The 18417-nt window shown below is 73.1% G+C and carries 11 protein-coding genes; all 11 read right to left on the bottom strand.

Features of this window, described 5'->3' with window-relative positions:
- Positions 1–31: 31 nt before the first annotated feature.
- Positions 32–2560: an endo-1,3-alpha-glucanase family glycosylhydrolase gene (locus PVK37_RS11915; protein ID WP_275033935.1), complete on the bottom strand. Its 2529-nt coding sequence runs from the start codon at positions 2558–2560 to the stop codon at positions 32–34.
- A complete protein-coding gene (locus tag PVK37_RS11910) occupies positions 2557–4038 on the bottom strand; it encodes an alkaline phosphatase family protein (RefSeq protein WP_275033934.1) in 1482 nt (493 codons plus the stop codon). Before PVK37_RS11910 ends, PVK37_RS11915 begins: the two co-directional genes overlap by 4 nt.
- Positions 4035–5636 (bottom strand): ArnT family glycosyltransferase, encoded by a 1602-nt coding sequence (locus PVK37_RS11905; RefSeq protein WP_275033933.1) that lies wholly within the window; start codon positions 5634–5636, stop codon positions 4035–4037. The genes PVK37_RS11910 and PVK37_RS11905 overlap by 4 nt, the downstream gene beginning before the upstream one ends.
- Positions 5633–8053 carry a glycosyltransferase gene (locus PVK37_RS11900; RefSeq protein WP_275033932.1) on the bottom strand — a complete coding sequence of 807 codons (2421 nt, stop codon included), beginning with the start codon at positions 8051–8053 and terminating at the stop codon, positions 5633–5635. The genes PVK37_RS11905 and PVK37_RS11900 overlap by 4 nt, the downstream gene beginning before the upstream one ends.
- Positions 8054–8542: 489 nt before the next feature.
- Positions 8543–9970: a hypothetical protein gene (locus PVK37_RS11895; RefSeq protein WP_275033931.1), complete on the bottom strand. Its 1428-nt coding sequence runs from the start codon at positions 9968–9970 to the stop codon at positions 8543–8545.
- A 64-nt stretch (positions 9971–10034) separates the two neighbouring features.
- Positions 10035–10691, bottom strand: a complete 657-nt coding sequence (locus PVK37_RS11890) for a class I SAM-dependent methyltransferase (RefSeq protein WP_275033930.1) — start codon at positions 10689–10691, stop codon at positions 10035–10037.
- 99 nt (positions 10692–10790) lie between these two features.
- The gene (locus PVK37_RS11885) at positions 10791–11684 is read right to left on the bottom strand and encodes a sulfotransferase domain-containing protein (RefSeq protein WP_275033929.1); all 894 of its coding nucleotides are present in this window, start codon (positions 11682–11684) and stop codon (positions 10791–10793) included.
- A gap of 49 nt (positions 11685–11733) precedes the next feature.
- Entirely contained in the window at positions 11734–13362 is a 1629-nt protein-coding gene (locus PVK37_RS11880) for a lipopolysaccharide biosynthesis protein (RefSeq protein ID WP_423791071.1), read from the bottom strand.
- A gap of 29 nt (positions 13363–13391) precedes the next feature.
- Complete coding sequence (locus PVK37_RS11875; RefSeq protein ID WP_275033927.1) at positions 13392–15359, bottom strand: O-antigen ligase family protein; 1968 nt, start codon at positions 15357–15359, stop codon at positions 13392–13394.
- Positions 15352–16293, bottom strand: a complete 942-nt coding sequence (locus PVK37_RS11870; protein ID WP_275033926.1) for a glycosyltransferase family 2 protein — start codon at positions 16291–16293, stop codon at positions 15352–15354. Before PVK37_RS11870 ends, PVK37_RS11875 begins: the two co-directional genes overlap by 8 nt.
- Positions 16286–18094 (bottom strand): hypothetical protein, encoded by a 1809-nt coding sequence (locus tag PVK37_RS11865; RefSeq protein ID WP_275033925.1) that lies wholly within the window; start codon positions 18092–18094, stop codon positions 16286–16288. The genes PVK37_RS11870 and PVK37_RS11865 overlap by 8 nt, the downstream gene beginning before the upstream one ends.
- Between the last annotated feature and the right edge of the window lie 323 nt (positions 18095–18417).

The raw sequence follows: 18417 nt of genomic DNA, 5'->3' as shown, positions 1-18417 counted from the left end.
CCGGCGTCGTCGACGACGCCGGGGCGGGGCGTCAGAGGTCCATGGGATCCACCTGCGGGGCGGTCCCCCGCTGGGTCGGTGGGGTGACCGCGGACCGGGCCCGGCGGCGGCGGTACACCAGCCACAGTGGCAGCACCGCAGCCGCGGCGGCGGTGGCGAGCAGCGCCGCCCACGCCGGCAGCCCCCAGGGCTCGGCGTCGGACGTGGCGTGGCTCTCCATCAGCACGTCGTGGTCCACGGTGCGGCCGAGCAGGTCGGCGAGGACGTCGAGGTACCTCTCGCCGTACTGTTCACTCGGCTCGATGTGGGTGTTCTCGCTGAACTCGTTCCAACTGATCACGCCGAGCGCGTCGGGTGCGGAGCCCTGGGCGGCGGCGAACGAGGACCGGAAGGTGTCGCCGTCGCGCCGGTCCACGTCCCGCCGACCGCCGATCATCCGGGCGTCGAAGCCCGGCGCGACCGGGGCGATCCACAGTCCGTCGGTACGCTTCACCGCCTCCGACATGGCGGCCAGCTTCCGGTCGGCCTTCTCCTTCAGCGGATCGGCGGACGACCAGTAGTACGCCTGTCCGTCCAGCACGTCCTGGGTGGCGGCCACCGTGTCGACGTTCTTGGCGTTGCCGAGGACGAGCAGCCGGCGGCGGGCCTCCCCGACGGTCGCGTCGATCTGCTCGGCGGTGAACTTCTCACTGCCCGTCCACACCACCACCGGCTTGTCGAAGATGTCGAAGACCGGCTCGGTGGCGTACCGGTCGGCGAAGTGGGCCAGGTCGGCGCGGACCGTCCCGAACGGCAGCGGGTTACGGGCGAAGTCGAGCCCCTGGTAGACGATGCCCAGCTTGAAGTCCTCCTGCCGGCTGATGTCGACCAGGCTGGCGAGACGCGCGTCGAGCTGGGGTGTCTGCTTCCAGGAGACCAGGAAACCGTCGATACCGGCGGCCTTCGCCATCCGGACGTGCCGGCGCATGATCTCGGTGTCGTCGCTGGAGTACCGGCCGAGCCGCGGGTAGTCGGTCTTCGCCCGGTTCCAGGAGGACGGATTGAACCAGATGTAGTAGTAGGCGAGCACCGGCACCGCACCCGGCGCACCGGCCCGCCCGACGACGGACCGACCCGCCTTGAACGGGGCCGCGTCGGACTCGGTCGCGTTGGACTGGCTGGCGGGCGGGGCGACGGCGGCGTGTGCCGGCCGGTGGGCGGCCGGTACCGGAGCCAGCACGGCCAGCAGCGCCACGACCGCCACCGCCGCGCTGTGCCGTCCGCCGGTCGTCCGGGCCGGTACGTCCGGTTCCGGTTCGGACGGCGGCTCCGTCGCCGGCTCCGCGCCGGACGCAGCGGCGGGGCGCACCGACGGGGCCGCCTGCTCCGGCGCGGCGACGGCCTGGTCCGGTACCACCTGCTCCGGCACCGCGACTACCTGCTCCGGTACCGGCACCGTCTGGTCCGGCGTCGTGGGTCGGCCCGGCGGGTCGTCGGGCCGACGCCCGAGCCGGGGTACGGGCAGCCGCCGGAACCGGGCGGCAGGGCCGGGGCGGACCAGCGACCGGCCGGGGCGGAGCAGCATCCGGGCGGGTCGGACCAGCGACCGGGCCAGGTGGGGCCGACCGGCCACGATCAGGCCGACCGCCACGGCCAGCAGGCCGAGGATCACCAGACCCAGGTCGAGCGGGCTGATCACGCTGAGCATGACCTGCTGGTCCCGGCTGATGCTGACCGGCCGGGCGAAGGAGACCCCGCCACCGAGCGGCTTCACCTCGTACGTGCCCCGGGGCAGGTCGGGGACCAGCACCGTGCCGTCGTCGGCGAACCGGAGCCGCTCGACCCGACCGTCCGCCCGGGTCAGCAGCACGCCGTCCCCGGCCTGCCGACTGAAGATCATGTCGGTGGCGGTGAAGGACACCTTGAAGAACAGCAGTTGGATCGTCCACGCCTGCTGCTCCCACGGCACGAACCGTTGCGCGGCCCGGTTCACCACCGAGGTACCGTCCACGACCACGCTGTCCACCACGAAGTACAGCTGCTTCGAGGCGAGCCCACGCGGGCCCTGCTGGGTGCGGCTCTCGGCGACCCAGCGCGGCTGGGTCAGCTCCGCCCCGCTGATGTGGTGGATCTCGCCGGTGCTGCTGCGCAGCCGCAGTTCGGTGATCCGGTCGGCGGGCACCGGGGCGCCGAACCGTTCCACGAAGCTCCAGGAGACCTTCCGGACGGTCCGCAGGCCGATCTCGACGACCCGTTTCACCCCGGCGTCCGGGCTGCCCCGGAAGCGGTCGAAGATCGCCCGCCGGTCCGGGCTGACCAGCACCTCGGGGATCACGAGCCGGCTCTCCAGGTCGAGGAAGTTGCGGACCCGGACGGCGATCCGGCCGTGCGCGTCGGAGCGGGCGACGTTGCCGTCGACCCGCACCTGCACGCCGGGCAGCGGCGGCACGGTCTGCATGCGCAGTACGCCGGGCCGGGTGGACCGCGCGCCGTCGGCGGCGGCCCCCCCGGGCGTCAACGCGACCAGACCGGCCGCCACGAGCAGCGGCAGCACCAGCAGCCGGTGGATCGGCGTGCTCACCGCGACCTCCGTCCCCGCAGCGCCGCGCCGGCGACCAGCGCGCCGACCAGGGCCACCGCCATGGCGTACGAGGCGTAGACCGGTTCCGGTTCCGGTCGGCTCACCGGCACCGGGTTCCGTTCGGTGTTGAGCAGGTGGCCGGGCCGGGGTGGCGAGGTGAAGTCGAACGCGCCGAGGAAGTTGGCCGCCTTGCGGTCCCGGTCGGCGAGCGGTTTCAGCCCCCAGTTGGCCTGGATGAACTTGAGCACCGAGGCGAAGTCGAGGGTGGTGGAGTCGACGTACCCGCGGCGGGCGTACGGGCTGACCAGCAGGGCGGGCACCCGGAAGCCGTAGCCGTACCGGTCGACCTGGGGCGGGGTGACGTGGTCGTACCAGCCGCCCCAGTCGTCGTACGACCAGAAGAACGCCGAGGAGTCCCACAGCGGTGACCGCATGAGCTGGGTGAGCAGCGACCGGACCAGGGTCTGCCCGGCCCGGATGTTGCCCGGTGGGTGTTCGCTGTTGCCGGCCGGGGCGACGAACGCCACCGCCGGCAGTTCCCCCTTGGCGGCGTCCTCGTAGTACTCGTCCAGGTCGACGATCCTGCTGAACAGTTTCGGGTCGTCGATGTAGCGCGCGTACGCCAGCAGCGGCACCCAGATCACCTGCGCGCCCCGGTCGATCTCCTCCTCGGCGGTACGGGTCCGGAAGGTGATCGTCGGGTCGTAGTTCTGCACGTAGAACTTCCAGCTGATCCCGGCGGCCTCCAGCCGGTCGAAGATGGTGGGGATGTCGCCCCAGCCGGTCGACGGGATCATCTCCGCGCCGGGCAGGCCGGGTCCGCCGGTGACCCGGTACATGTGGTTGCGGATGCTGCCGGAGTTCGACGAGCTGAAGAAGCGGTCGAAGATGACGTACTCGTCGGCGACGTTCCAGTAGTAGGGCATGTCCCGGTCGTCGTAGTAGGCCATCGCCATCCGGCCGTCCTTGCCCTGCTTGCTCACCCCCTCGACGAAGCCGTCCATCTTCCCGCCGTTGTACTGGGTGCGGAACGCCTCGGCCGAGTGGTCCAGGTCGATGGCCCCCCGGTCGCCGATGTGGAACGGTTTCTCGCAGGGCTCGCGCTGGCCCCGCTTGAGCGGCATGCAGACGTCGGCGGGGATGCCGTCCACCCCGGGCCGGGTACCGAAGTAGTTGTCGAAGGTGTGGTTCTCCTGCATCAGATAGACGAAGTGCTTGATCGGCGTACTGGTCGCCGGTTGCCCGCCCGGGGCGACGGCCGGCGGGTGCGCGACCGGCGCCCGCTCAGCCGCAGCGGCCGGGCCAGCGGCAGCAGCCGGGCCAGCGGCGACGATCGGCGCGGGGGCGGCCTGGGCGGGGGCGGCCGGGATCGCGGCGATCGGCGCGGCGGTGGCGAGCAGCAGGGCCAGGGCGGCACCGAGCGGACGGCGGCCGGTTGCGGGGCGGCCCCTGCCGGCAGGGGCGGTGAAGGATGTCACGGTCGCACCTCGTAGATGATGATCACGGGGGTCCGGTCGGGGCCGTCGAGGTACTCGGTGTGCACCACCCGGCCGTGGTATCGGCGGACCAGGGTCAGCAGCTTCTCGGAGAAGTACTCCGAGCGCCGCGCGGAGAACGAGTCCCAGACGACGTAGTGCAGGTCGTTGGCGCGCAGTGAGGCGTCCGGGTTGAGCAGCGGCGTGTAGGACGGGTTGCGGTGCAGCGGGTTCGGGCTCACCGAGAGTCCGTAGCTCTGCCGGCTGCCGTAGTAGCGGACGATGTTCGCCATGGACGGGCCGACGGTCATGATCACCGAGCCCTCCGGGGTGTTCCCGGCCAGCCAACGGCCGGCCTCCCGGCCGCCGGGCACCCCGCCGGAACCGGCCAGGAAGGTGGCCCGGCCGGCGTGGTTGACCGCGTCCCAGCAGGGCCAGAGCAGGCTGGCCGCGACCACCGCGACGGCGGCCAGCCGCAGCTGCGGGGTCCGCCGGGCCAGCGCCGGGAACCGGCCGGGCACCGGCAGGGTGACCAGGCCCCGGGCGGCCAGCACCACCAGCGGTACGGCGGCCGGCAGCAGGTACTGGAAGCCCTTCACCGGCCAGAGCTGGAAGAACACCACCGGTACGGCGATCCAGCACAGCAGCAGCGTCTCCCGCCAGGAGGCGCGCCGCCGCGCCCAGAGCAGGCCGGCGAGCGCCACCACCAGCACCAGCAGCCCGACCGCGGTGGGCACGTTCTCCAGGTAGAACCCCATCGGGTGGTTGGGTCGGCGGAACAGCTGCCAGACCAGGTAGTTCCGCCCGGTGCTGCTGCGCCCGGCGAGGGCCTGCGAGACCGGGTGGACCGCGAAGACCGCCGCCAGCACCGGCAGGGCCACCAGGGTGATCCGGACCGGCCGGCGCACCATCGGGGTGAGCGCCAGGAACGCGTACACGCTGCCGGCCAGGATGACGCTGGTCTCCTTGGTCAGCATGGTCAGGCCGAGCATCGCCGCGGTGGCGAGGTACCAGCCGAGCCGCTGCTGCTGCACGAACCGGACCAGGCAGTACAGGGTCAGCGTCGCGAAGAACACCATCGGCCCGTCCAGCAGCACCTGCCGGGTGACCAGCACGTGGTACGGCATGACGGCCAGCAGCAGCGCGGCGACCAGCCCGACCCGCCGGCCGTAGAGGCGTACGCCCAGGGGGTAGACCGCGAGCACGGTGGCGACCCCGAAGGCCACCACCACCGCCCGGCCGGCCAGGTCCACCTCGCCGGTCCGGAAGAACGGCGACAGGATGGCCTGGAAGAGCATCGGGTGGGCGCGGAACACCGGGAACAGTTCGGCGTACCGGGGGTTGCCGGCCAGGGACGCGGCCTGGCCGGCGTACACCGCCTCGTCGCTGTTGAAGCCGAGGGCGTCGAGCTGCCACGCGCGGACGAAGGTGGCCAGCGCGGCGATCGCGGCCAGGATGCCGAGCGCCGCCCAGCGACGGCGGGTGGCCTCCGGTTCCGGCCGGGCCGGTGCCGGGGTGTCGTCGCGGCCGGGCGCCGGCAGCGGCAGGGTTTCGCCGCGCTGCCCGGGGGGCGTGGCGGAGGGGGTACCGGTGACGCTCACACCGCGCCCCCGGCGCTCGCCAGGTGGGCGTCCCAGTGCGGCCACACCGGCGACGGCACGACGGCGCTGGTGGGCGCCTCGCCCCGCTCGGCGCGGAGCAGCCGGGGGATGTCGTCGGCCCAGCCGAAGCAGTCGGAGGAGATCACCCGGCTGCGGACGTTCGACAGGAAGCCGGCCAGGATCTCCCGCTCCCGTTCGCGGAGCTGGGCGTACCCCTGCCCGGCGATGGTGATCGACGGGGCGAGGTACCGGAACGGCGGGAAGCCGTACGCGTCGTCGGTGTTGTCGATCATCCGGTTCACCGTCTCGGCGTGGTCCAGGTCGCCGATGCCGGGCGCGCCACGCTCGATCACGAACAGTTCCTCGACCCGGGTGCTGGTGCCCATCCGGCACGGCACGAGCCGGTCCACGCTGTACTTCGGCGGCGGGACCACCAGTTGGGTGATCGCGTTGATGCCCATGATCGGCAGGTTGAACCGGGCCAGCGTCAACGCCAGCGACCGGCCGCCCTTGGAGTGCAGCCGGCTCTGCAACTGCAACCGCCGCCACTCCTGCGGGGTGAGGTCCTGGGCCTGCACCGCGCGGAGCGTGTGCGCGCTGATGGTCAGCGGCTTCGGGAAGCAGAAGGCGACGCCGTCCGGCCGGACGATGGTCATGTCGTCGGAGAGGAACAGCCCGCCGTGGTCGCGCAGCAGCCGCAGCACGGTGGCGGTCTTGCCGGTGTCGGTCAGCGCGGAGAGCATCACGCCGACGCCGTCGAGGGTGACGCAGGCCGAGTGCAGCAGCATGTGGCCCCGGGACACCATCACGAAGCGCAGCAGCGCCTCGATGATGTTGGTGTAGACCACGTGCGGGGACCGGGCCAGCAGCGGGCCGACCTGGATGTCGATCGGTGGTCCGAGCTGGATGCGGAAGTTCGCGCCGAGCCGGCCCAGCTGCTCCTCGTACCGGAGCACCGACTGGCTGGCGTACTGGGTCATCGCCGCGCGGCGCTGCGGGCCGCGGCCACCCACGTCGGCGACCCGGACGGCGATGTCCACGTCGGCACCGGCCACCCACTGCGCACGGAAGAACTCCAGTTCGGGCAGGCGGATCTGGGAGCCGATGGTGACCACGCCGGCGATGTCGTACCGGTACTTGAGGTACTGGTAGCGGCGGCGGGACGGGGCGGACCGCGCCTCGGTGCCGTCCACGCTGACCAGCATCCGGACCGGGTCACGTCGGCCCCGGTCGTCGGCGGTGTAGATGACCCGGTCGTTGACCACGAAGCGGAGCAGGAAGAGCGCGACCAGGGTGACCGCGTTGGCGGCCAGCACCCCGACGCCCGCCCAGACCAGCACCTGGAGCACCGGCAGGCGCAGCAGCAGCAGGACGTTGTTGAGCAGGAAGAAGCGGCTGGCCCGGGCGGCCAGGCCGGCGCGGCGCTGCCGGCGGTAGATCAGGTTGTCGACCAGCAGGAAGTTCCAGGTGGTGGAGAGCTGGGTGGCGAGCGCCGCGCCGAGCAGGTGGTGCAGTTGGGCGGGTTCGTAGAAGAACCACAGCGCGGCGGTGTTCACCACCATGCCGGAGAGCCCGATCAGGCCGAAGGCCACCAGCCGGCCCAGTTCGTGCAGCCGGTCCCGCAGGGTGCGGGGGCGGGTGCGGATCTGGCCGACCAGCCGCTGACCACGCAGCCGGGACAGGTGACGCAGGAAGTTCGCCCCCTCCCGCAGGGACGCCTTGGACCGGCCGGCGTGCCGGGTCGCCATCTCGTACGCGACCTCGGCGACCCGGGCCCCCGGGTGGCGGACCAGCAGCTCCAGCAGGACCTTGAAGCCGACCGGGTTCATCCGGTCCAGCCGGACGGCGGACCGGCGGAAGGCGAACAGTCCACTCATCGGGTCGCTGACGGTGGCGAGCCGGCGCGGGAACATGCTCTTGACCAGCCGGGTGGCCCAGGACGAGGTGGCCTCGCGGAACACGCCGTCCAGTCCCTCCCGGGAGCCGTTGCCGGCGTACCGGGTGCCGATCACCACGTCCACGTCGTGCCGCATGGCGACGGTGGCGAGCATCGCGGCGGACTCCGGCGGGTGCTGGAGGTCCGCGTCCATCACCATGATCCATTCGCCGCGGGCGTGTTCCGCGCCGAGCAGCACCGCGCCGCTGAGTCCGCCGGTACGCGCGGACGCCGGACGGTGCAGCAGGCGGACCGGCAGCGGGGCGTCGACGGCGGCCCGGGACAGCGCGTCCGGGGTGTCGTCGTCGCTGTCGTCGACCACGAGGATCTCCGCGCCGAGCGGGACGACCAGCGGGGCCAGCCGTTTGATCAGCAGCGGGATGTTCTCCGCCTCGTTCCGGGTGGGCACGACGACGCTCAGCCGGGGCGGCCGGGCGTTGTCGGGTCCGCCCAGTTGCTGCGGTCCGGTCGCCGTATCCACCGGGGGTACGGGTGTCCGGGACGGTCCGAGGACAGCTCTTGTCATCCAAACCCCTAAATGTTGACGCTTGACGATTGAATCGCGCCGCATTCGACGACAATTCAGGGATCCACCCGCCAGGAAAGAACGCCGTCGACACCGAACAGGGCAATGCGCCCGGTTAACGGCTCGAATAGCGGAAGCGTAGGAGGGGTGAACCCGAGCGGTCCACCACGAAAACAGTCGACAACGCGACAGCGAGGACGCCGCTTTCCGTCGCGGCACGTTCACGTTCATATGGTTATCCGAGCAGCTCAAGCGCTGCGAAGATCAGCTTCCGGGTAATCGCCGAAACAATTCCGCCGACGTTACCGAAAGACCGTCGATGGAATTTCCATAGCTGAACCTCATTCGACTTTCCGGGCCGTAGAACCAGCCCGACCACCGGCCGGAAAATCCACTACCGGACAACCCGAAAGTGGAATGCAGGGCGCTTGTTTGACCGGAACGTCAGCCAAGTCCGGCCGGAGGTACCGCCCGCAGGTCGGCCACGTACCCGGAGATTCCGTCGCCGCTCCAGTCGCACAGCGTCCCGGCCGGGGTAGGGGTCCGGCAGCCGGAGGAAGCCTCGATCGCGGTGCCCTCGCCCCACTCGTTCCAGGTGGTCACCAACTGCCAGCGGGCCGTCGAGGCGTTCATCCGGGCCACGCTGGAGCGCCAGCGGTCCCGGTTGCGGGAGAGGAACGGTGCCCGTCCGTACGGCAGGCCGGCCTTCCAGAAGCCGGGCGAGACGGTGTACGCGCCCTCGCCGGGCGCGGCGGAGAAGTCCGCCTCGGGGCTGGCCGGACCGTACTGGTGCCAGCCGTCGATCCGGGCGGTGCCCGCGCAGGTCCGGTAGCCGGGGAAGACCTTGAGGACCACGTGCAGGCCCTCGCCGTACTGGGCGAGCAGGCGGTCCCGGGCGGCGTTCCACCGGTTCACCGTGTCGCAACCGGCCGCGGTGGTCAGGTCGTTGGCGTTGTAGACGAAGACCAGCATCGCGCCGCCGGGCAGGACGGTCAGCGGGGAGCGCGCCCCGCCGTAGGTGGTACGCAGGTAGTGCAGGTCGTCGACGAGCCGGGAGACCGTCGGGTCGGAGGTGCCCTCCGGCTCGTAGTACGGGGCCCAGCCGAAACCGGTGTCCCGCGCGCCGGCCATCAGCGCCGGCCAGTGCCGGTCGGTGGTGGTGCCCCGGCCGAACCAGGAGGCGACGCCCAGGGTGATCCAGCCTTCGCGCATCTCGGCCACCTGCTGCCGGACGGTCGCCTCGTCCACGCTGTACAGGCCCCGGGTGGGCCGGTAGTTGGTGAACGGGTCGAGGCCCTGCTGCCGCCACGCCTCCGGGAACCACGGGTAGTAGAAGGCGGCCCGGACCGTCGGGGGCGTACGCACCACCAGGGTCACCGTGACCCGACGGGTCACCACGTCGCCCACCCCCTCGACGACCAGGCCGAAGGTGCCGGGGCGGGCGGAGAGGGTGGTGTGCACGGTCAGCCGGGCCTGGTCGCCCGAGACGATGGTGGCCGGGGTGAAGACGGCGGACACCCCGTAGGGCAGGTTGGTGACCCGCAGGGCGACCGCCTGCGACGACCCCGAGGTGACCGTGCTGGTGACGGTGAACCGGGCCGGGAACCCGGCGGTGACCGGCACCGGGGACGGGTCGGCGGCGAGCGCGAAGTCGTCCACCAGGGCCGGCGCGGACCCGGCGGGCGACCCCGCGGCGGGCGGTGCGGACCGACCCGGGACCGCCGGCGCGGGCCGGCCGGAGACGGGCGACCCGGGGCCGACCGACGCCGACCGGCCGGAGGCTGGCGGCGCGGACCGCGCCGACGACGGCAGGACCACGGGCACCACCATGGTCAGCAGCATGGTGAGCAGGACGACCAGACGCCGGAACATCCGACCACTTTAGCCGGGAATGTCCGTTTTCGCAGTTAACGACACGCTGGGCCGGCGGGGAACCTCACCCGGTCCGGACCGCGATCAACGACTTTGTCAGCCCGAGCAGCCGCTCCGAACGGACGACGGCGTCCGGGAAGAGGTACCGCATCTCCGCCCGACCGATCAGCTCGGTGGTCAGCACCTGCTTCATCGCCGCCTCGTACGACTTGCCCGGGGTGTACGCCAGCGGCCACTTCCGGGCCACCGCGACCCGGGCCGGCACCGGCAGGAACTGCATCCCGGGAGCCACCCAGTGCGGTTCCACCGGGAAGTACCGGTACGGGGTCTGCACCCAGTACCGGGGAGCCAGCATCCGGATCGCCTCGGCCATCCGGCGACGCCGCTCGTACCCGCCGACGTGCTCGATCACGCTGTTGCTGAAAACCAGGTCGTACCGGCGGGCCATGATCTCCGGCGGCAGCTCGCAGGCGTCCGCGTGGTCCGCCTCCAGCCAGTCCGGCAACTCCTCCGGCAGCGGTTCCAGGTTCACCACGTGGACGTGCTTCGGGCGCACCGGCACCTTCGTCCAGCTGCTCACCCGGCCGCCCAGATCCAGCACCGACATGTCGGCCAGGTCCGGGAAGGTCTCGGAGAGCCAGGCGGCCCGCCTGGCCCGCCGCTTCGCACCGTACGAGTCGGGCGAGTCGACGAGCCGGAACCGGAGCGAGTGCACTGCCATTCGACGATCGTGCGCGGCCACCCGCAGGCTGTCATCGGCCGAACGGCCCGACGCGGCACCTCCCCGTTCCGACCCCGACCCCGGACGCTCCCCCCACGCTCACCGGGACGACCAGTCGAAACTCGTCCCCAGCCGCTGCGCCAGGGCGTCGTTGTGCGGCGCGAAGTAGTAGGTCAGCTCGTCCCGGACCGCCGGGTCCATCGCGCTGCTGCGCCGGTCGTTGAACACCTCGTACCGGTCGAGCCGGTACGGCGGCAGGCCGAGGAACTCCAGCACCCGGGCGTACGTGGCGGCCGGCTCCCGGTACAGCGTCTCGCTGGGCAGGATCAGCAGCTGCTCCCGGTCGAACCGCGCCAACCACGGCTCCAGATGCTCCAGGTAGCGGCCCCGGGCCCGGTAGGTGTACCAGTCGTACGCCTCGCTGACGTAGCCCGGTTCGGCGATCAGCCGCTCCCGCTCCCCCGCGGTCCGCTCCTCCTCCCGGGCCAGCGCCTCGGCGAAGTCCAACGGCTCCTTCCCCTCGGTCCGCCGCTCCTTCCAGTGCGAGTACGCCCGCTCGACCGGATCCCGGAGCAGGAAGATCAGTCGCACCTCGGGGATCAGGTCGGCCACCCGCTGCGGGGCGAGCGGATGGAACATGTACAGCGGCGCGGCCTCCCCCACCCGGGTCGGCCCGCCGTGCCGGCGCTCCAACGCCCGCCGCTGCCGTCGGGTCGGGAAGTGCGACCGGTACCACGCCTCGCCCCGGTGGAAGGTGTCCTCGAAGTAGTGCGAGGTCTTGGTGTTCCAGGCCGGAAAGAGCCGGGGCACCAGCGGATGCTCCAGCAGGTACCGCCAGAGCGAGGTGGTGCCGCCACGCTTGGTGCCGGCGATCAGGAAGTCCGGCAGCGGACGCTGGTCACTGGTCCACTCGCCGTAACGGGTCAGCGAACCACGCACCCGCGTCCGCACCCCCTCGGGCAGTACACCCTTGGCCCGGTCCCGGATCGTCATCGGACTCCTTCCGTCGTGCCGGCCGTCCCGGCCTCCGTCGTCGTGCCGGTCATCCCGCCGGCTTCGGGCGCAGGGCCGCCAGGGCCGCCCGGACCACGCGCCGTACCCGGCCGTCCAGCAGCAGGAGAGCACCACCGACCAGCAGCAGCGCGACCGCCAGCGCGAGCCCGGCCACGCCACGCCCGGCCACCGTGGCGGCGATCACGGCCAGCACCGCCGTACTCCCACCGGCCAGCGCGCCCGCCACCAGCAGCGGCCGGGTCAGCAACGGCTCACCGACGGCGAGCCGGGCCGCCCGGGCGGCCAGCAGGTTCTCCGCGACGATCCCGACCGTCCAGGCGACCGCCGCGCCCAGCACCCCGTGCCGGGGCACCAGGACGACGGCGAGCCCCACGTTCAGCACCAGCCCGGTCAACGCGGCCATCAGGTGCCGCCCGCTGTTGCCGCTCATCAGCAGCAACGTCTGCACGATCCCGACCCCGGAGTTGACCAGCATCGCACCGGCCAGCACCGCCATCGCCGTCGCGCCCGCGCCGAACTCCGCGCCGAACAGGCTCAGGAAGCCCGGGGCGAAGACGCCGAGCAGCAGGTACCCCGGCCAGGACAGCACGATGATCATCATGGTGACCCGGCGGTAGACCAGGACGGCGTCCCGGGTCCGGCCCCCGCCCAGCAGGCGGGAGAGCTGCGGCGCGGTCGCGACCCGCAACCCCTGCATGACCAGCAGCCCGGCCAGCACGTACCGGCCCACCGCGCCGAGCACACCGGCCGCCGCCTGACCGGCCAGCGCCGAGGTGAGCAGCACACTGAGCCACAGACTGCTCGCGTCGATGGTGGCCGACACCGCGCGGGGCAGCGCGAAACCCCAGAAGGTCCGCCAGTCCCGCCGCTCCGGCCGCAACCTGGCCCCGGCCGCCAGCCCGAGCGGCCGGACCAGCATCGCCGCGCAGATCAGCGCGGCCAGGGCCACCGGCAGCAGCCAGCCACCGAAGGCCAGCACCACGCCGGCACCCGTAGCCATCACCGCCAGCACCAGCAGCGGCCGGGCCAGCGGAACGAAGACGTACTGCACCGCCACCACCCCGGTCACCGGGCGCACCGCGCGTACCGCGGCCAGCAGCACGGTCATCGCCACGGTCGCCGGCAGGGTGGCGAACGCCAGGCGGAGCAGCGCCGGGCCGTCCCCGCCCGGCTGGTCGAACAGCACCGGCGCCAGCGTCCCGGCCAGCGCCACACCCACCGCGCCGACCAGCGTCGCCCCGAGCAGGGTGGGCACCAGCGCCACCGGCAACAGGCGCGCCGCGTCGCCCCGCGCGCCGGTACGTCGCCGGGGCAGCGCCCAGACCAGCGCGGTGTCCGCGCCCACGCAGCAGAGCACACCCACGATCGTGACCACCCCGATCGCGGTGAAGATCGCGCCCGACCCGGCCGGGCCGAAACCGCGGACGATCACCACAGTCAGCACGAAGCCGAGCAGGCCGTTGACCGCCGCCCCGGCCAGCCCGACCATCCCGCTGCGGGTGCCGCTGCGGACCTCGTGGCGTCCGGTGCCGTCGGTCGGGCCGGAACCTGCGACCGGCTCGACCGGCCGTCGGGGCCGGGGAACCGCCGGACCGGCCGGACCGGCCGCCGCGTCCACCGACGGTACGGTCTCCGTCCCGGGCCGGCCCGCACCCATCGGTGCCCGCCGCTGCCCGTCGGGACCGGTCACGACCGTCGCTCCGGCACCGATGCCCGTGCCACCACCGTGCCCCCCGCAGTCGCCGTACCTCCCGAAGCCACCGCACCCGGAGCCGCCGGACCGCCCGGAACCGCCGGACCGCCCGGAACCGCCGGACCGGCAGGTGCCGCCGGACCGCCAGCGACCGCCGCGCCGCCCGGGGCCGTCGCGCCGCCGGGGGCCGTCGCGCCGCCGGGGGCCGGTGGACCGCCAACGACCGCCGCACCGCCCGGGGCTGGTGAACCGCCCGGGGCCAGTGAAGCGCCGGGAGCCCGTGGACCGCCCGGGGCCGCCGGAGCGCCCGCTGGCGATGCGGCACCCGGTGGACCGCCCGGGGCAGGTCGGGGCCGGTCGACGGCGGCGCTGCCGCTGGCCGGAAGCGCCCGGCCGGTCGCCGGTACGGCATCGACCGGGGCCACCGGCCGGGCCACCCCCTTGGCCGGGCCGACCGGGGTTACCGGGACGGTGTCGGTGGTGTCGGTGGTACCGGTCGGGACGGCCACCCCACGGGCCGGGACGGCTACTCCCTGGGCCGGGACGGCCACTCCCCGGGCCGGGACGGCCACTCCCCGGGCCGGGGCGTTCCCGACCGCGCCGGCCGGATCGGGGCCGACGGCGGCCCGCTCGGCGGGCAGCTCCCAACGGGGTCGGTCCGGCACCCGAGGTCGCCGGTCGGTACCGGCCGGCAGGGCCGGCTCCCGGTTGACCGGGCCGGCGATCGCGGCCAGGGCGGCGCCCACGGCGAAGAAGAGCACCGACATGTTCGGGTCGATGTAGGCGTAGACCGGGATGACCACCAGCGCGATCACCGGCAGCACACCCAGCCACTGACCGGCCGGGGAGACCGCCAGCGACAGCCGTCGGACCATCATGACCAGCCAGAACAGGAAGACCGCCAACGCCGGGACCCCGTGGCTGTAGAGCACCTGCCAGAACATGCCCTGGGTACCCAGCGGCTCCTCGACCTTGATGGTGTCGACGCTGTTCGGTTGCCCGTACCCGAGCAGCGGCGACCGGGCGACCGCCTCCAGGGTACGGATGTAGAGATCCATCCGGTCCGTGTTGGTGTCGGTGCTGCTCACCCGGGCGTCGATCATCTCCTGGACCGGGACCACCAGGCTGACCACCCAGACCACCAGGACCAGTACGCCGATCGACGCGATCAGCTTGGCGTTGCCCCGGACCAGCGCCCGGAAGCCGAGATAGGTCAGGCCGATCCCGAGGCCGAGGAACATCCCCCGGTTCAACGTCATGAACGCCGGCACCATCGACAGCGGCAGCGAGACGATCAGCACGGTACGCAGCGCCCCGGCGCGCACCGAGGTGAGGTACGCGACCACGCACGGCACCAGCAGCGCGTACGCCGTACCCCAGTTGTTGGTGTACGGGTACGGCGCGGCGGTCCGGTAGATCGGCGCCCGGGAGAGCGGGTTGAACTCGTTCGCCCGGACGTGGGTCAGGGCCTGGATGTAGCGTTCCCCGGCGATGTTCCCCGGCAGCAGCATCTCCACCGGGGTGGTCAGCGCGAAGGTGGGCATCAGCACACCGAGCCAGCCGAGCGCCACCACCCCGAGCCAGTACAGCGCGAGCGGGCGCAGCAGCTTCTGCCAGGACAGCCCCTCACGGGCCAGGTTGTAGACGTAGACGCAGACCACCAGCGCGGTGAACATCCAGGCGAACCGCAGACCGAAGGTGAGGTACGCGGTGGCCCGGTCCAGCCGGGTGGCGCTGAGCAGCACCAGCACCAGGAACAGCAGCCAGGTGGTGGCACCGAACGGCAACGCGATCCGCCCCCGGGTCACCAGCAGGCCGAGCAGCACCAGCCCGAAGACCGGCCAACCGAGGTAGAACCCGCCGAGCGCCCACCAGAGCGGCAGCAGACCGAACATCACGGTCAACGGCCACAGCGGCAGCGGGGCCACCGACACGTCGGCCCGGGTCTTCCGGTCAGACACCGCGTCCCCGCCGCTGGGCCAGGCTCAGCACCCGTTCACCGGAGAGCAGACCGAGCGCCACCGGCAGGGTCACCAGCACCCGCTTCTCGGCCGGGTTGAGCCGGACCACCCGGACCAGCTCGCGCAGCGCCTCCCGACGCCGGTGGCCGGAGGCCAGCGCGAAGGCGATCTGGCCGTGGATCCGGGCCAGGCCGGTCCGGCTGCCGGCCAGCTCCGGATGCTTGGCGAGCAGGTAGCGGGACGCGTCGACGATCGTGGCCCAGCGGCCGAAGAAGAACGACCCGCCGTGCCAGTCGACCACCACCAGCACCTCGGGGACGATGACGACCGGCCCGTGCGCGGCGACCCGCAGCAGCCACTCGTAGTCCTCGCCGTACCCGCCGGGGATCTCCTCGTCGACCGGGCCGATCGCGTCCCAGGTGGTCCGCCGGACCAGCATGGTGCTGGAGTGCACCTCCATCACCCGGTCGGCGAGGAAGTCGGTCAGGGTGACCTCGTCCCGGTCGAGCCGGCGTTCCTTGGCGATGCCGGGGCCCTGCAACCGGATGCCGCAGCTCGCCGCCGCCGCGTCCGGCCGGGCCCGGAGCAGCTCGACCTGGCGGCGCAGCCGGGCCGGCAGCCACAGGTCGTCGTCGTCGCAGAAGGCGATCAGTTCCCCGGTCGCCACGTCCGCGCCGGTGTTCCGCCCACCCGGCAGCCCCTGCCGGTGGGTGTTGTTGACGTAGCTGAGGGTCCGTCCCCGCTCGGGCACCCGGACGTCCAGCGGCCGGATGTCGCAGTGGTCGTAGACCACCACGCACTCGACCTCGCCGGGGTAGTCCTGGTCCAGCACCGCCTGGACGGCCCGCTCCAGCAGGCCGGGCCGGTCCCGGGTGGCGACCACCGCGGTCACCCGGGGGTACGCCTCGTCGGTCGGCGGAGTCTGGTCAGTCACGTCCGTCCCCTGTCAACACGAAGCCGACCGGGTTCACCCCGGCGGCGCGCAGCCGTTCGATCAGCCGGCCGAGCTGGGCCGTCCGGGTGCGGTCCCGGGCGGCGACCAGGACGGCGAAACCGTCCCGGGCGATGCGTACCCCCCGGTCGTCGCGGGTGGCCGCCGGGGCGTCCAGCAGCACCAGGCCGCGCTCGTCGGCGGAGTCGAGGTCACGGATGAGCCGGACGACGCCACCGCCGATCCGGATGGTGCGGTCGTCGGCCTGGGTGGCGGGTGCCGCCGCGGTGACCGGGACGCTGGCCGAGGCGGTCGGTGCCGGCGGAGCGGCCGGCTTCGGCGGGTCGGCCACCGTGCCGGAGCGGTACACCGCGCCGTTCTTGGCCTCCGGCCCCGGGCTGGGGCGGGGCTTGCGGACCGGTGTGATCAGCACGGTGTCGTCGGGTGAGGCGGGCGGGGTGACGCCGTCGGCCGGCCGGGGCTTGCGGACCGCCGAGATCTGCACCGTGTCCTCCATCGACCGCGGCATGCCGGTGCCGTCGGTCGGGCGGGAACCCGGGGCGGCCTCGGGCAGCCGGACACCGGGGCGGGCCTCGGTCGGGCGGGGACCCGGGCCGACCTCGGCCGGGGACGGGGCGCTCGGGGTGCCGACCCGCGACCGGGGGGCCGGCAGCGCGGCCGGCGGGACCCGTCGCTGGGCGGCGAGCAGCACCGGCCGGATCTGTTCCAGGCTCTCCGGTGAGCCACCGAGGCGTACCTCGTGGCCGGCCTCGGCCAACGCGGCGGCCAGCCCGGCGCTGACCTGGGCCCGGCCCTCGTCCTCGCCGCTGGAGAGCAGGACGAGGGGCACCGGTCGCGGACGTTCCACCCACTGGCTCAACGCCAGCGCCAGATAGCGCATGTCGGACATGGTGGAGTCGCCCTTGCCGGCCCGGTGCACCGAGCCGAGCAGCGGCGCGCCGATGATCTCGCTCGCCTCGTGGGCGGAGCGGACCCGGCGGTCCATCGCCTCCCGGACGAAGGCGGCCAGCGCGCCGACCAGCGCACCACCGAGCAGCGCGGCGAGCACGAAGAGCAGGGCCGCGTCCCGGTTCGAGGGGACCGGTTCCCGGGCCGCGCTGGTCACCGATCCGGGGCTGAGGTCCGCTGAAGCGATCTTGGAGCGTTGCTCGGCGAGCTGGGCCAACTGGTCGTTGAGCGCCCGGATCTGGTCGAGCAACGCGCTGGTCCGGGGGGACGAACCGCCGCCGCCCTGGGCGGGCAGCTCCTTCTGGGTGGTGGTCCGCTGCGCGGTGACCAGCGCGATCGTGTCGTCGTACGACTTGAGCACGGCGGCGCGCTGGTCCTCGTACATCCCCTTGCGGAGGTTGAGGTACGTCTCGGCCGCGCCGTTCGCCCCGGCGACCGCCTCGCCCTCGCTCTGCCCCGCGTACGTGAAGCGCATGAGCTGCCCACCGACCGGCGTCTCCACCTTCAGCGCGTCACCCACGTCCTCGGTGTCCCGGCCGGTGATCACCGCCACCCGGTCGATGACGTCGTTGCTGGTCGCGATGCCACTCTCGGCGGTCATGTTGACCGCCCGGTCGGCGCCCCCGGCGGGGAGCGAGAACGGGTCGGTCACCACCGGCCGGACCACCACCACGGTCGTCGCGGTGTACACCGCGGGCACCACCACCAGGTAGGCGACGACCAGGAGTAACAGCAGCCCCATCGAGACGAGCACGGTGCGCCAGCGGCGCAGCGGGATCCGCGCGAGATCGGCCAGGCCGACCGGGCGCTGCCGGGCGACGTCGGTCGCGTCCATCAATCAGGTCCTCTGGGGGGTTGCGGCGGGGGCCGTGGGCCGGGGGTCAGCCCGTGCTCACGGACGGTCGTTCCTCCTATTGTCGTCCACGATTCGCCCGGGGTCCTCCCCCCGGTCGGCTGAGGTACGTCGGATGTCCTACGGAACCCGCCCGACGGCCCGGAGCCGGCTGGCCGGACGGGCCGGTGCGCCCGGCCCACCGGTGACCGGACGGGCCGGATGCCCGGTTTCTCCGGTTACCCGGCGGGCCGGACGCCGGTCTGTCGGATCGCCGGGTAACCGGCCGCCGGTGCCCGGTCCGCCGGTGCCCCGCAGGGCGGGCC

Origin of the sequence: Micromonospora cathayae (genome assembly GCF_028993575.1) — a bacterium.
GTDB classification, from domain to species: domain Bacteria; phylum Actinomycetota; class Actinomycetes; order Mycobacteriales; family Micromonosporaceae; genus Micromonospora; species Micromonospora cathayae.
The sequence above is the reverse complement of the archived record's forward strand: the minus strand, read 5'-3'. Positions and strand labels throughout refer to the sequence as shown.

What these genes read in the sequence shown, in the direction of transcription:
- PVK37_RS11895 (WP_275033931.1), bottom strand. Translation starts at nt 9,970, where the DNA reads ATGTTCCGGCGTCTGGTCGTCCTGCTCACCATGCTGCTGACCATGGTG.
- PVK37_RS11890 (WP_275033930.1), bottom strand. Translation starts at nt 10,691, where the DNA reads ATGGCAGTGCACTCGCTCCGGTTCCGGCTCGTCGACTCGCCCGACTCG.
- PVK37_RS11885 (WP_275033929.1), bottom strand. Translation starts at nt 11,684, where the DNA reads ATGACGATCCGGGACCGGGCCAAGGGTGTACTGCCCGAGGGGGTGCGG.
- PVK37_RS11880 (WP_423791071.1), bottom strand. Translation starts at nt 13,362, where the DNA reads ATGGGTGCGGGCCGGCCCGGGACGGAGACCGTACCGTCGGTGGACGCG.
- PVK37_RS11865 (WP_275033925.1), bottom strand. Translation starts at nt 18,094, where the DNA reads ATGGACGCGACCGACGTCGCCCGGCAGCGCCCGGTCGGCCTGGCCGAT.